14 protein-coding genes are annotated in these 14,273 nt (G+C 44.5%); 6 read left to right on the top strand and 8 right to left on the bottom strand.

Going from position 1 to position 14,273, the window contains the following annotated elements; translation table 11 throughout:
- Positions 1-62 precede the first annotated feature (62 nt).
- From AB4Z08_RS10250 to AB4Z08_RS10215, 8 genes are all read right to left on the bottom strand, one after another.
- The gene (locus AB4Z08_RS10250) at positions 63-902 is read right to left on the bottom strand and encodes an aminotransferase class IV (RefSeq protein ID WP_441573632.1); all 840 of its coding nucleotides are present in this window, start codon (positions 900-902) and stop codon (positions 63-65) included.
- Positions 903-1,303: 401 nt separating this feature from the next.
- Entirely contained in the window at positions 1,304-1,960 is a 657-nt protein-coding gene (locus tag AB4Z08_RS10245) for a 3-oxoacid CoA-transferase subunit B (RefSeq protein WP_441573631.1), read from the bottom strand.
- A gap of 34 nt (positions 1,961-1,994) precedes the next feature.
- Positions 1,995-2,687, bottom strand: a complete 693-nt coding sequence (locus AB4Z08_RS10240) for a CoA transferase subunit A (RefSeq protein ID WP_441573630.1) — start codon at positions 2,685-2,687, stop codon at positions 1,995-1,997.
- Positions 2,688-2,705: 18 nt separating this feature from the next.
- The gene (locus AB4Z08_RS10235) at positions 2,706-3,197 is read right to left on the bottom strand and encodes a DUF4296 domain-containing protein (protein WP_441573629.1); all 492 of its coding nucleotides are present in this window, start codon (positions 3,195-3,197) and stop codon (positions 2,706-2,708) included.
- Positions 3,198-3,280: 83 nt separating this feature from the next.
- Entirely contained in the window at positions 3,281-4,210 is a 930-nt protein-coding gene (locus AB4Z08_RS10230) for a DUF4835 family protein (RefSeq protein ID WP_441573628.1), read from the bottom strand.
- On the bottom strand, positions 4,203-5,426 hold the full coding sequence (coaBC, locus tag AB4Z08_RS10225) for a bifunctional phosphopantothenoylcysteine decarboxylase/phosphopantothenate--cysteine ligase CoaBC (protein WP_441573627.1): 1,224 nt from the start codon (positions 5,424-5,426) through the stop codon (positions 4,203-4,205). Before coaBC ends, AB4Z08_RS10230 begins: the two co-directional genes overlap by 8 nt.
- A gap of 102 nt (positions 5,427-5,528) precedes the next feature.
- Complete coding sequence (locus AB4Z08_RS10220) at positions 5,529-5,870, bottom strand: DNA-directed RNA polymerase subunit omega (RefSeq protein WP_079469388.1); 342 nt, start codon at positions 5,868-5,870, stop codon at positions 5,529-5,531.
- Positions 5,839-6,669 (bottom strand): outer membrane protein assembly factor BamD, encoded by an 831-nt coding sequence (locus tag AB4Z08_RS10215; protein ID WP_441573626.1) that lies wholly within the window; start codon positions 6,667-6,669, stop codon positions 5,839-5,841. The genes AB4Z08_RS10220 and AB4Z08_RS10215 overlap by 32 nt, the downstream gene beginning before the upstream one ends.
- Positions 6,670-7,168: 499 nt before the next feature.
- Between AB4Z08_RS10215 and mraZ the strand changes: the two genes are divergently transcribed.
- The 6 genes from mraZ (at position 7,169) to mraY (ending at position 14,249) form a co-directional block, all read left to right on the top strand.
- Complete coding sequence (gene mraZ, locus AB4Z08_RS10210; protein WP_106527296.1) at positions 7,169-7,636, top strand: division/cell wall cluster transcriptional repressor MraZ; 468 nt, start codon at positions 7,169-7,171, stop codon at positions 7,634-7,636.
- A 12-nt stretch (positions 7,637-7,648) separates the two neighbouring features.
- The gene (gene rsmH / locus AB4Z08_RS10205) at positions 7,649-8,560 is read left to right on the top strand and encodes a 16S rRNA (cytosine(1402)-N(4))-methyltransferase RsmH (protein WP_441573625.1); all 912 of its coding nucleotides are present in this window, start codon (positions 7,649-7,651) and stop codon (positions 8,558-8,560) included.
- A 100-nt stretch (positions 8,561-8,660) separates the two neighbouring features.
- Positions 8,661-9,038, top strand: coding sequence for an FtsL-like putative cell division protein (locus tag AB4Z08_RS10200; RefSeq protein ID WP_441573624.1), 378 nt, complete (start codon positions 8,661-8,663; stop codon positions 9,036-9,038).
- Between the two features lie 288 nt (positions 9,039-9,326).
- Entirely contained in the window at positions 9,327-11,435 is a 2,109-nt protein-coding gene (locus AB4Z08_RS10195) for a penicillin-binding protein (RefSeq protein ID WP_441573623.1), read from the top strand.
- A complete protein-coding gene (locus tag AB4Z08_RS10190; protein ID WP_441573622.1) occupies positions 11,436-12,902 on the top strand; it encodes a UDP-N-acetylmuramoyl-L-alanyl-D-glutamate--2,6-diaminopimelate ligase in 1,467 nt (488 codons plus the stop codon).
- 87 nt (positions 12,903-12,989) lie between these two features.
- Complete coding sequence (gene mraY / locus AB4Z08_RS10185) at positions 12,990-14,249, top strand: phospho-N-acetylmuramoyl-pentapeptide-transferase (RefSeq protein ID WP_441573621.1); 1,260 nt, start codon at positions 12,990-12,992, stop codon at positions 14,247-14,249.
- Positions 14,250-14,273 lie beyond the last annotated feature (24 nt).

Genomic DNA, 14,273 nt, shown 5'->3' with positions numbered 1-14,273 from the left:
TATTTTTTGCGGAGATAACCGTATGAGGCACTTCGTTGCATTTCGCCAAAGGCTAACTGCTTTTACAGCATTCCCTCATGTAATACTTCATGTAAAATAGCAGCAGTAGCATTGCCATAACTGCTGTCGCGGAAAAGGCCCACCCAGCGAATACCATAGATGGCATTCGTTAAAAATATTTCATCCGCATTTTCGAGGTCGTCAATATCGAGGGGTCTTTCCTGCACTTTAAAAGGAAGTTCTGCTTTCAGAAGGTACTTCCGCATCACGCCACAAACGCCTCCTTCCGTCAACGGTGGCGTATAAATTATTTTATCCCGTACGATAAACAAATTAGCGATGGTGCTATCAGCCACACGGCCATATTGATTCAGCAGGATGGCTTCATTCAACCGGTGTTGCTTGGCATACATGGCGGCCATTACATAAGGCAGGCAGTTATTGGATTTAACAGCCGATAACTTATCACAACTCTTTTTCACATCCGGAAATATATCCGTTACCAGGCCATTCTGATTTAATTCCAGTACAGTTTTACTTAATTCCCAGGATTGAATAATGTAATTGGGCAGGTTATTGACAGGGTCATACAAACCGCCATCAGAGCGAAATATAGCCAGTCGCACCCGGGCCATATGAGATACATTATTTTTGTTGCAGAGATCAATGATCTGCTTTACAAAATATGCTTTGGTAAAATGAGTAGGAATATCAAAATGCAGCAGATGTAAACTGGCGAGCAACCGCTCAAAGTGCAGGTCTGCCAGTAATACATTCCCCTGGTATACTTTCAGGGTTTCAAAAAATCCATCCCCGTATCTGAAAGAACGATTGTCGGCAGTAAAAATCGGGTCAGCCGCAGGAATGTATTTACCATTGTAACAAAGAAATCCAACTTGCACCTCGAACTATTTTAGCAAGTTGAAAGGTACCAATTATTTAGCGATTTCAGAAGTTTGGGATTTCCGGATTTTGTTTCAGGTAAGTATGTATTGCTGAAACAAAATATCTGATTTTAAACCAATCCGGTGGAAGCTGGCACCAGCATTCAGCTTAGACAATTCATTACAAGCCTGCTAATTCGCTGGTATACGAATAGGTGATGCAGCATGACATATCAAATCCTTTCTACAGTAACTATTGTAAGTTCCGAATAAACAAATGAGATTAACAATGCAAGCATGTAAACTTATAAATATTAAAATTATTCATATAGTAAAAACAACTATTTTATAAAATACGAATGCCCTGCGTTCCAACAAAGAAGGCAGGGCACGGGAACGTATATACGTAAATTATCCGGTTAGATATTCATCTCCGGAATTTCACCTTCTACAATCAACTTACCGGCAGTTTTGGAACGGATTTCTTCTACGCTTACACCTGGTGCACGTTCCAGCAACTTAAATCCTTCTGGAGTAACTTCCATCACAGCCAGCTCTGTTACTATCTTCTTCACACAATTAACACCTGTAAGCGGGAGTGTACATTGCGGCAGCAGTTTACTTTCTCCTTTGGGATTGGTATGCATCATAGCCACGATGATATTCCGGGCAGAAGCTACGAGATCCATCGCGCCTCCCATTCCTTTCACCATTTTACCTGGAATCTTCCAGTTGGCGATATCACCTTTATCAGAAACTTCCATAGCCCCGAGCACGGTGAGGTCTACTTTACCGGCGCGGATCATACCAAAGCTCTCCGCAGAATCGAAAAAGCTACCGCCAGCCAGTAAGGTAACGGTTTCTTTACCGGCATTGATCATATCAGCATCAATATCTTCCGCTGCCGGATAAGGGCCCATACCCAATATCCCATTTTCAGACTGCAGCATAATGGAAACACCTGCCGGGATATAGTTGGATACCAATGTAGGAATACCAATACCCAGGTTCACATACATACCATCCTGCAGTTCCTGCGCTATTCTTTTGGCAATGCCATATTTGTCGAGCGACATAAAATCAGATTTGAAGAGTGGAGAATTTGATGAACTAGATCTTTACAGTCTTGCGTTCAATCCGTTTTTCATAATTACTACCCTGGAAAATGCGGTGCACATAAATGCCCGGCACGTGGATCTGGTCAGGGTCCAGCTCTCCCGGTTGCACCAGGTGTTCCACTTCTACAATGGTAATATTCCCTGCCCTAGCCATAGAAGTGCTGAAATTCCGCGTGGTTTTGCGGAATACCAGGTTACCCATGGTATCACCTTTCCATGCCTTTACAATGGCATAATCTGCGTGCAGTGCCAGTTCCATCAGGTGAGGTTTTCCATTGAATTCACGGACTTCTTTGCCTTCAGCGATTTCTGTACCGTATCCGGCAGGTGTAAAAAAAGCAGGAATACCCATTCCGGCCATCTGGATACGGGTGGCCAGTGTACCTTGTGGAATCAGGTCTACTTCCAGTTCTCCCGCCAATAACTGTCTCTCAAATTCTGCATTTTCACCTACATAGGAAGACATCATTTTCCTGATCTGCCGTGTTTTTAACAACAGTCCCAGACCAAAATCATCTACCCCGGCATTATTGGAAATACAGGTAAGATTTTTCACCCCTTTTTTTACCAGGGCGGTAATACAATTTTCCGGAATCCCACACAAACCAAACCCTCCCAGCATCAGCACCGCCCCATCCCGGATATCTTGTAAGGCTTCGTCGGCATTAGCTACTACTTTGTTCATGTTTTGGTGTTTTATAGATTAAGGCTGCCGCTTAACAAACGGCCGGATGGTATCGGCCTTCGGCAACAACAGCACGCTGTCTGCATACGGGAAAAGACTCTTTACACGAAAGCGCAGGGGTGCGTTTTCTTCTATCGGGTTACCCAGTCGCTGTTTCTTGGCAGCGATATCTGTCTGCACCATTTGCATCACTTCTTTTAACCTGCTGGGATGACTTTCATAATATTTATAACTCTCCATAAATTCCTTTACAGTCACTTTATGGACATCCAGTATCTGTTTGTAATAGATCTTTACTTTTTCCTGTCTTACGGAATCATAATTCGGAGAATAGGTGAGTGACAATTGTTGCTCATTACTGTAAGCATCGGCAATAGACATATCTTCCAGGATACTGGTCATTTTCTCCTTGGACAGATATTTAGATGGTACATTATCACCATCACCACAGGCGAACAAAAACAATACTAACAAAGCCAGGGTGGTGGATTTCATCATTACGTTATTCATTATAGCTATTAGCTTTTAGCTATCAGCTTTTAGTTTAGTGCGAAGGATTTACCTGACAGCTAACTGCTAAAAGCCAATGGCTGTTACTTCATCTGTTGATATTTCTGTGCATTGGGTACGTCCATCTGGGACAGTAGCTCAGCGGCACGGCTTCGCTCCTGCGGCATTGCCTTGGAAAATAGCTTCTGCAGTTCATCCCCTTTGGCGCTGAAAAATGTTTGCATCAGCATGGAGTTGGGAATGTCCTGGTGAATGGAAAACAGCATATTCAGACAATTCAGGATGGTTGCGCGGCCTTTGTTCACATCATCATACATCACGTCTAGTCCCTGACGGTGATACTGATACATCACATCATGGAACTGCAGAAATTTCGCGTTCAGGAGGTTATCCTGCAGCCAGTAGCGGTTACGGTTCCCTTCAAAGGCTTTCCAGCCAGAGATATCCTTTCCATCCGGGGCATTATTGACAATGTTGAGTGCTTTTTTGAAGTACACATCGCCGCCACGTGGTGAAAAAGAATCGTAATCCAGTCCCAGGATCACATTTACATAATACGCAAGAATGGCCGTGAGATTGGATGCCAGCGGATCGTTGCCTACTATGCGGGTATCGCTGTATTCCAGTTGCTGAAATTCAACATAGCGGAATACCACATTATTATCCTGGATATTCAGCAGACTGGTAACATAACTGCTGTTATAAACCGGTCTGGTGGCCTGTATGGTCAGGGTAGCCTTATAACTATCGGCCCCGGAGGTACCGGTTACATTGAGCAAAAAATTACATTCTATCCGCTCCGCCGGTGTAAAGGCATCGTTGGCCCAGTGGCGATTATTGAGGAATTCCCGGATGGAATTTTGCAGGGTAGTAAATATTTTCTTATCTACCCCCTGTACCTGGCCGGCCACTACAGATACGTTGGCTCTGATTTCCTGGGCCTGAACGGGGCGGCAGCAGAATAATACAAATGCGCCTGCCATCAGCAGGAGGAACGGGAAACGGTTATGCATGTTGCAATTCGATTATAGCGGAAACAATATCCTGTGCCACGGCTTGTTTTGATTTCAGCGGAAAACTGGTTTCTTTCCCGTTTTTATCAAACAGCGTTACTTTGTTGGTATCATAGTTAAACCCGGCGCCTGCGTCTGCGAGTGAGTTCATTACAATCATGTCCAGGTGCTTTTCCCGTAGCTTTTTGAGGGCATATTCCTTTTCATTGTTTGTTTCCAGGGAGAAGCCTATCAGCAATTGCTGTGGTCCTTTCTGGTCGCCCAGTGAGCGGAGTATATCGGGTGTTTTTTCGAGATCTATATGTAATTGTGCCTCCCCTTTCTTAATCTTCTTATCTGCCACGTTTGCAGGACGGTAGTCTGCCACTGCGGCGGCCGCCACTACAATCGCAGCATTGGGATAGCGGGCTGTTACCTGGTCAAACATTTCCTGGGCGGTTTGCACGCGGATGGTGGTTACGCCGTTATGGGTGGTTTGCTGGGAGGTAGGTCCCAGTACCAGCTGTACATTAGCGCCGGCATCTGCGAGGGCTTCTGCAATGGCGATTCCCATTTTACCGCTGGAATGGTTGCTGATATAGCGCACCGGGTCAATATGCTCGATGGTAGGTCCGGCTGTAACGATAACCGTTTTACCCCTTAAGGGCTTGTTGTTATTGCTTGCCTTCGGCAGATGTTGTTGCAGCCAGGCGACTATTTGCTCAGGTTCCGCCATCCGGCCTTCACCAAACAGGCCGCTGGCAAGTTCACCGGAGGCGATGGGTATTTGCTGATGACCGTAGGAGATAAGTTTATCTACATTACCGCGGGTAGCCGGGTGATGCCACATATCTTCATCCATGGCCGGGGCAAATATGACCGGGCAGGTAGCAGAAAGGTATACCGCCAGCAACAGGTTATCGCAAAGGCCCTGGGCCATTTTGGCGATGGTGTTGGCTGAAGCGGGGGCTATCACCATCACATCCGCCCAGCGGCCCAGCACGACATGGTTATTCCAGCTGCTATGATCACTGATATTCATCGGCACCTCGTTTCTGGAGAGAGTGGCGAGGGTGAGGGGGGTAATGAAATCGGCAGCGGCAGGTGTCATAATCACCTTTACTTCAGCGCCTTCCTTTACCAGCAGGCGGATCAGGGTTGCCGCCTTATAGGCGGCAATGCTGCCGGAAACCCCCAGCAGGATCTTCTTTCCTTGTAGCATCTTAATAGCGTCCATGGACATATATAAAAACAAAAGCGGCAGAAATCATTCTGCCGCCATGAAATTAATATTTTTATTTTTCGCAATCGCGAACCTCACAAAATAATGTGTGGCGGATTAGCTAAACAAATCGTCGTCGTTCTTGCGGAAATAAATTTTGCTGTCCAGGAATTCCTGGGTGGCCTGGATAGCCGGATTTGCCAGTCTTTCGTAAAAACGGGAAATCTCAATCTGCTCCTTGTTTTCGTGTACTTCCTCGAGGTTGTCAGTATGACTGGCAAACTCTTCCAGTTTGGAATGGAGCTCCTCTTTCACGGAAATATTGATCTGATTGGCGCGTTTGGCTATCACGGCAATAGACTCATATAAATTACCAGTTCTGTTCTTAATATCGGTAGTATTTTTGGTTTCTACCCAGGGATTAAGGCTACTGGTTAGACTTCGCTTTAATTTGCTCATTATCCAGTGTTTTAATGTTGTTTTGCGCTAAGGTATAAAATTTTTCGGCATCGAGCTTCAATTTGCTGTTCGGGTAGTGATCCGCGAAGTCCAGGTATTCGTCCAAAACGGTGGCGTAGCGCTCCTTTTGTCTCTCCGGAATACTGTTTTTAGCATAATTATAATAAGCTCTGATGGCCATTACTTTGTATCCATCGCTTTTATCAGAGTCCGGATAGTTGCGCATCAGGTTTTTGAAGGCAATACCGGCTGYTTTGAAAAAGCCCAGGTTATAGTATAATTCGGCGCTGGAGAATTCTTTCTTTTCCAGCTTGCGACGGCACAACTCTATGACCAGGTTGGCTTCCGACACTTTATCAGCGGTTGGATAGTTATTGATGAAGGTTTGCATGGCAGCAATGGCCTTCATGGTATTGGTCTGATCCAGTGACACTTTAGGCGACTGCTTGTAATAGCAATAGGCCTGCATATAGTCAATTTCCACTGCTCTGGGGCTGTTAGGGAACAGATCCAGGTAATTCTTAAACTGGAATGCCGCCTGAACATAGTCCTTCACGTAATAAGAGCAGTATGCGAAATTATAATACATAGGCTCAAACTTCTCAGTACCCTTATACACCTGTACGAGGTCAGTGTAGAGTGTTATCGCCGTATTGTATTTTTTCTTCTGGAACAACTGGTTGGCGTAGTCCAACTTCTTTTCAAAGTTGTTGCTTTTCTCTATTCTCCGTAATTGGTTATTACAGGAGGTAGATACGATAACCGCAAGAACACTGATGTACAATAAAAATTTCCGCATAAAAGAGTGGCAAAATTAAGAATTAAATGTAAATGTAAGGCAGAGAGATTTTGATTGCTGTTAAAATTTTGCAAAAGAGGGAATTAAATCGTCGAAAGCGGTGTTTTCCACCACCACCTGAGTTGCTGACAATTTTCCCACCCGGGTGTGGAAAATTGCCTTTTTGACATAAAAAATGAGCGAAAAAAGTTTCAAATTAGAAAAAAAGCATACGCATAAATATTAAAACACCCTATTTTCCCACCCGACATCACTTTCAGGAACGATAGGCAGGATAGGCGATTTACAGAATATAAACATCTCTGTCGCTATTATCAACACATTATCCACATACATTCTTTTGCAATGCACACAATCAGTGAATAAATGGTAGCAAAGGGCCTCCTATGCAGGCGATCCCATCTGTGGAAAAAATTTATAAAGTATTTTTTCGTTAAAAAGTGGGAAAAAGTGTTATTTTGTGTTAGAAAATGGATTTTCAAGGACTTTGCCCCATGGTATGACAGGATTTCTCGGTGAATATGAATCGACGCTGGACGCAAAAGGACGCTTTCTTTTACCTGCTGGATTTAAAAAGCAGTTATCAGACGGGGCCGGAGGACAGTTTGTGATTAACCGAGGGTTTGAAAAATGCTTGTCCCTGTATCCCATGAACGAATGGCAGCCAATTTTTGAGCGTATCAGCAAGTTGAATGACTTTGACCCAAAAGTAAGGGAATTCAGGCGGTACTTTCTAAACGGAGCCACCATTCTGGAGTTAGACAGTGCAGGAAGACTGCTGGTACCAAAAAACCTGCTCTCCTACGCTAATCTGGAAAAAGATATTGTGCTGGCAGCAGCATCCAATAAAATCGAGATCTGGGATAAAGGTAAATACCAGGAGTTCTTTGAAAATTTCTCACCAGGAGCGTTCAGTGATCTGGCACAACAGGTAATGGGAGGAGGAGATAACAACATTTCAATTTAAAGAGGGGAGCATATGGGCGAACAACAATATCATTTACCCGTTCTGCTGCAGGAAACAACGGAGCTATTACAAATAAACCCGGAAGGGATTTATGTAGATGCCACGTTTGGAGGCGGAGGACATTCGAAAGCCATACTGGAGAAACTGGGTGAAAAAGGACGACTGATAGTATTTGATCAGGATGAAGATGCTTACCGAAACAGGATCATAGACGAACGCGTAACCTTTGTACAACAAAATTTCCGTCATCTGCAACGCTTTCTGAAATTACATAAAGCAGAACAGGTAGACGGGGTACTGGCAGATCTGGGCGTTTCATCGCACCAGTTTGATACAGCAGAAAGAGGATTCAGCACTCGCTTCGATGGCGATCTGGACATGCGAATGGATACGAGAACCGAATTTACTGCCGCACAATTGCTGGCTACTTGGGGCGAAGCACGGTTACAACTGATTTTCCAGGAATACGGAGAAGTAACCAACGCCAAAACCCTCGCACAAACAATTGTAAAGCAGCGCAAAACACACCCCATGCGCACCATCACTGACTTCAAATCCGTGATCCAGCCCATCGTAAAAGGCAACCCGCAAAAATACCTGGCACAGGTTTTCCAGGCATTGCGTATAGCCGTTAACGATGAACTGGGCGCTCTGAAAGATTTACTGGAGCAAGCTACCAACGTACTCAAACCGGGAGGCAGACTCGCCGTCATTACTTTCCACTCGCTGGAAGACAGGATGGTGAAAAATTTTATGAAGACAGGAAGTTTTGAAGAAGCACCCGAAGATCCGTTTGCGAAAGAAACACCCCCTAAATTGTTCAGATTAATCACAAAAAAACCGGTTACCGCCAGCGATGCAGAATTGAAGCTTAATGGAAGATCCAGAAGTGCAAAACTGCGGGTGGCCGAAAAACAAGCGTGACGCGGCATTAAACCGCTCACCACATCCTACCCTATCCTATACACATCTGTTTGATTTGCGTTCAGGTTTATATTGTCAATTTTAAAAAAAGGCATAGAGCGTGTTGCAGGAAGAAACTATAGAAACAAACCAGGATATTCCGGCTGAAGAAAACAACATTCCTCCGGAACAACGAAAAGAATGGCGTTTGCGCATCAACTACAGAGCGTTGGTGCAAAACATGCCCTTTATCGGCTTTTTGGCTTTCCTGGCCCTGATCTATATTGCTAACAGTCACCTCGCCGAAAAAAAAATCCGACGTATAAACAAACTTGGCAAAGAAATAAAAGAGCTGAAGTGGGAGTACATCAACGTGAAAAGTGAGCTCATGTTTCGAAGCAAAATGAGTGAAGTCAGTAAATCTGTAGAGCCGCTGGGACTTAAACAACTCAGCTCCCCTCCACAAAAGATTGTGCTGAAAAAGGATACAGAAAAATGAATTTATCACTGATGCCTGACGCTGCCCGCCTGACTTGAACTCAGGTCGGGGATGCTGGTAAATCAAATCAATGGCAAGCATCTCAAATACAAATGCAGCCAGTGTCAGGTATCTATTTAGCCTTTGGCTTTTAGCTTTCAGCCCTCAGTCACCACGACTTAGGGCATTCATGTAAAAACTAATCGCTAAAGCAATATAAACTAACAGCTGATAGCTTATCGCTAAACGCTGACAAAAACATAATCTAAAAGCTGAAAGCTAATGGCTAAAAGCTAATAAAATGAATAAGTGGATGTAAAAAAGGACATATTGTGGAGAGTGTATTTGTGCCTGATCGGCATGATGTTGTTTGGCGTGGCCATTCTGGTGAAAGTATTCTATATCCAGAACGTACAGGGAAACTACTGGCGCAGCATGGCCGATAGTCTCCATACCGGATACGTTGCCCTGGACGCAGAAAGAGGCACCATCTACTCCGAGGAAGGCAGAATGCTGTCTACCTCTATTCCTTATTTCGACATCCGTATAGATTTTGCCGCAGATGGCCTCCGCGACAAAAACGGAAAAATATTCAAGGAAAACCTGGACTCCCTCTCCTACAAATTGTCTGAAGTTTTCGCTGATCGCAGCAAAATCGCCTACAAACAATTACTGCAGGAAGGATATAAATCAAAGGACCGCTACTTCTTATTAAAAAGAGACGTACCCTTTAATCAATACCAGGAATTACGCAGCTTCCCCATGTTTCGCCTCGGCAAAAACAAAGGCGGTATGATCGCTGAATCTAAAAGTAAGCGTATCAACCCATTTAAACTGCTGGCTAACAGAACCATCGGGCTCGCCCGCGAAAACTCTCAAAGTGTAGGTATCGAAAGAACCTACAACGAATACCTGAAAGGCGTTACCGGTAAAAGACTGATGCGCCGCATTGCCGGAGGTACCTATGTTCCCGTGGATGGCTACGACATCGAACCCGAAAATGGACGCGATGTAGTTACTACCATCGATGTAAACATGCAGGATATCGTGGAAACAGCCCTCATGAATATGATGGTGCAAAATGAAGCAGATCACGGTACCTGTATACTCATGGAAGTAAAAACAGGTAAAATAAAAGCCATTGCCAACCTCGGTAAACAACCCGATGGCAACGGCTACTGGGAAGATATGAACTATGCACTGCAGGTAGCGGAACCCGGTTCCACTTTTAAACTGGCTACCATTATCTCAGTGCTGGAAGATAAATACGCCACCATGAATAGCATGGTAAATATGGATGGTGGACACTGGCAGGTAGGACGCAGAACGGTATTCGATTCCGAACCGCATCCCGGCCCACAGAATGTAACCGTGAAACACGCATTCGAACTCAGTTCCAATGTGGGAATGGCTAAACTGGCCTACCAGTTCTATAACCGGCAACCGAATAACTTTGTCGCCCATTTGAAAAAATTACGGCTCGACCAAATTACCGGTATCGACCTGATAGGCGAAGGAAGACCAGTGATTAAAACCACTGCCTCCAAAACATGGAGCAATACTTCCCTGCCATGGATGGCATTTGGATATGAAGTGCTTATCAGCCCGTTGCAAACCTGCATGTTATACAATGCTGTAGCTAACAACGGTAAAATGATGAAACCCTACCTCGTCAATTCCATTCAGGAATATGGCCAGGTAGTAAAACAATTTGAGCCTACTGTAGTGTTGGATAGCATCTGTTCCCGAAGCACACTTAAACAGGTACAGGCGATGTTGGAAGGTGTGCCAATAGAGGGTACCGCTAAGAAATTGCGTACTCCTTATTACAACTTCGCGGCGAAGACAGGTACTGCACTCGTGGCAAACGGCAACCGTGGATATGCAGACAAAATCTACCAGTCGTCATTTGCTGGCTATTTCCCGGCAAATGATCCACAGTATACCTGTGTGGTAGTCATAAAAAACAAACCGCATGCTTTGCGCTTTTACGGTGCAAACGTTGCGGGTCCCGTGTTTAGGGAAGTGGCAGATAAACTGTATGCCATTGCAGTGGAAAGACAAAAACCAATGCAGGCTACAATGCAACTGGATACCCTGCTGTCCCTGAAAAATGGAAAAGGCAGCGAATGGAAACAAATCCTGGGTACCCTGCAACTGCCAATAGGCACTGCTCCAGCCAACAACAGCTGGGTAAGTGCCAGGGTAACAGATCGTAAAATTGCCTTCCAGGCCGTAGCGCAAACAAAAGGCGCCGTACCGGACGTAACTGGAATGGGATTGAAAGACGCACTGTACCTGCTCGAAAACGCAGGCCTGCGGGTAGTAGTAAAAGGCGCCGGAAAAGTGAAAGTTCAATCACTCCCCGGCGGAACTAAAATAGGAAACGAACAAACAATCGTAATAGAACTGAGTTAGATGAAGACGCTGCGCGACATATTGTATAATGTAAGCATCCTGGCGGTGCATGGTAATACGGATATTACCATCAACGCCCTGACAACCGACTCCAGGTCCATCGGAGCCGGAGATGCTTTCATTGCGGTGAAAGGAGTACATGTGGACGGACACATATACATTGAAAAAGCCATCGGGCTGGGAGCTGTAGCAGTGATCTGTGAAACATTACCAGAACAATTATCTGAAAATGTATGCTATATACAGGTAAGCAACAGCGCTAACAGCACTGGTATCATGGCGGGTAACTTCTATGATAACCCCTCTCATAAAATACAACTGGTAGGGGTAACTGGTACAAATGGGAAAACCACCATCGCTACCCTGTTGTTCCGATTGTTTACCAAACTGGGATATCACTGTGGACTATTATCTACGGTACAAAATCAGATAGGCGATACCGTTATACCAGCCACACATACTACACCTGATCCTATCAGCCTCAATGCCCTGCTGGCACAGATGGTAGACGACGGTTGCCTGTATGTGTTTATGGAAGTAAGTTCTCATGCCATCCACCAGCAACGTATTGCAGGATTAAAATTCGCGGGGGGCATCTTCAGTAATATTACCCATGATCACCTGGACTATCACAAAACTTTTGATGAATATATCCGGGTGAAAAAATCATTCTTTGACAATCTCCCGGCAGGTGCATTTGCCATCACCAATCTCGATGATAAAAGAGGTACCGTGATGCTGCAAAATACCAAAGCAAAAAAGGCAACCTATAGCCTCCGCACCCTGGCTGATTTCAAAGGAAAGATCCTGGAAAATAATCTGACAGGACTCGTAATGCTGGTAGGTGATACAGAAGTACATTTCCGTCTGATAGGTGAATTCAACGCCTATAACCTGTTGGCTGTTTATGGCGCCGCGGTACTGTTAGGCATAGATAAAGCGAAAGTCTTACAGGCACTCAGCGACACACAAGGCGCAGAAGGCAGGTTTGACTATATCATTTCAGACAAAGAACAAATCATTGCTATAGTAGATTACGCACATACACCGGATGCATTAAAAAATGTACTGGCAACCATCAAAAATCTGCGGAAAGGCAACGAACAGGTGATCACCGTGGTAGGTTGTGGTGGCGACAGAGACACCACCAAACGCCCTATCATGGGAGATGTGGCCGTTGAAAACAGTGACCGCGTTATCCTGACATCTGATAATCCCCGCTCGGAAGATCCAGTGGCGATTATTCATGAAATGGAAGCTGGTGTTCCCGTTCATCTGAAAAGAAAAGTCATTTCCATTACCGACAGGAAAGAAGCTATTAAAACAGCACTCTCCCTGGCTAACAGAGAAGACATCATTCTCGTAGCCGGTAAAGGACATGAAAAATACCAGGAAATCAAAGGAGTGAAACATCACTTCGATGATAAAGAAGTGCTGCTCGAGATGATGAAGCTGATGGACAAATAAAATTAAAACTGAAACGAGATACTTAATAATCCAATGACTTAAAAGCCTGTCTCCCGAACAGCGGAGGACTGGTTACGACTAAAACATATGTTATATTATTTTTTAAATTACCTGAAAACAGAATTTAAGATCAGCGTCATCGGCGGTGGTATGTTTCAGTATATCACTTTCCGTGTAACGATGGCATTACTGCTATCGCTGGTTATTTCATTGCTGTTCGGTAAAAGGATTATTAGGTTTTTACAACGTAAACAAATCGGTGAAACCATTCGTGAACTGGGCCTTTCCGGTGAAAATACCAAAAAAGGAACTCCGACAATGGGTGGACTGATCATCCTTTCGGCGATCGTTATACCCACGTTACTCTTTGCACAAATCGCGAATGTATATATCTGGCTGATCTTATTATCCACTGTATGGTTAGGTTTGATCGGGTTCCTGGATGATTATATCAAAGTATTTAAAAAGAATAAAGAAGGACTGGCCGGAAGATTTAAAATCATGGGGCAGGTAGGACTGGGCCTGATTGTTGGTTGTACGCTTTACTTCAACAACGATGTAGTAGTGTCCCGTGAAGTAATGGGTGCAAAGAAACTGGCACCTTATGAAAGGCAGATCACCAACCATCCCGAGCGTGTAACCCGTGATGGACACAGGTTCGTGGATGTTAAAACGCCCATCACCACTATTCCTTTTGTAAAGAATCATGAGTTCAATTATTCAAAACTGATCTCCTGGATTCCCGGAGCAGAAAAATATACGTTCATACTCTATATACTGATCGTCATCTTCATTATTACTGCTGTATCCAACGGTGCTAATCTGACAGATGGGCTGGATGGCCTGGCAACAGGGGTTTCAGGGATCATTGGTGTAGGCCTGGGTATTTTCGCCTATGTATCTGGTAATATTCAGTTTGCGGAATACCTGAACATCATGTATATCCCTAACCTGGGAGAGTTGTCCATATTCATTGCTGCTTTTGTAGGCGCCTGCATCGGATTCCTCTGGTATAATGCTTATCCGGCACAGGTGTTTATGGGCGATACAGGAAGTCTGGCACTGGGCGGTATCATTGCATCTCTGGCCATTATTGTAAGAAAAGAATTACTGATACCCATCTTCTGTGGTGTATTCCTGGTAGAACTGTTATCTGTGATGTTACAGGTATCCTACTTCAAATACACGAAGAAAAAATATGGCGAAGGCAGACGCATACTGAAAATGTCACCATTGCATCACCATTACCAGAAGATAGGTTATCACGAAAGCAAAATATCAGTGCGCTTCTGGATCATTACCATCATGTGTGTGGTAGTAGCTATTGCAACACTGAAAATGAGATAATACTTAAACTAACAACGAAGACTA

Source organism: Chitinophaga sp. RAB17, from assembly GCF_052114225.1.
GTDB lineage: Bacteria > Bacteroidota > Bacteroidia > Chitinophagales > Chitinophagaceae > Chitinophaga.
This window is presented reverse-complemented; position numbering and strand designations above follow the sequence as displayed.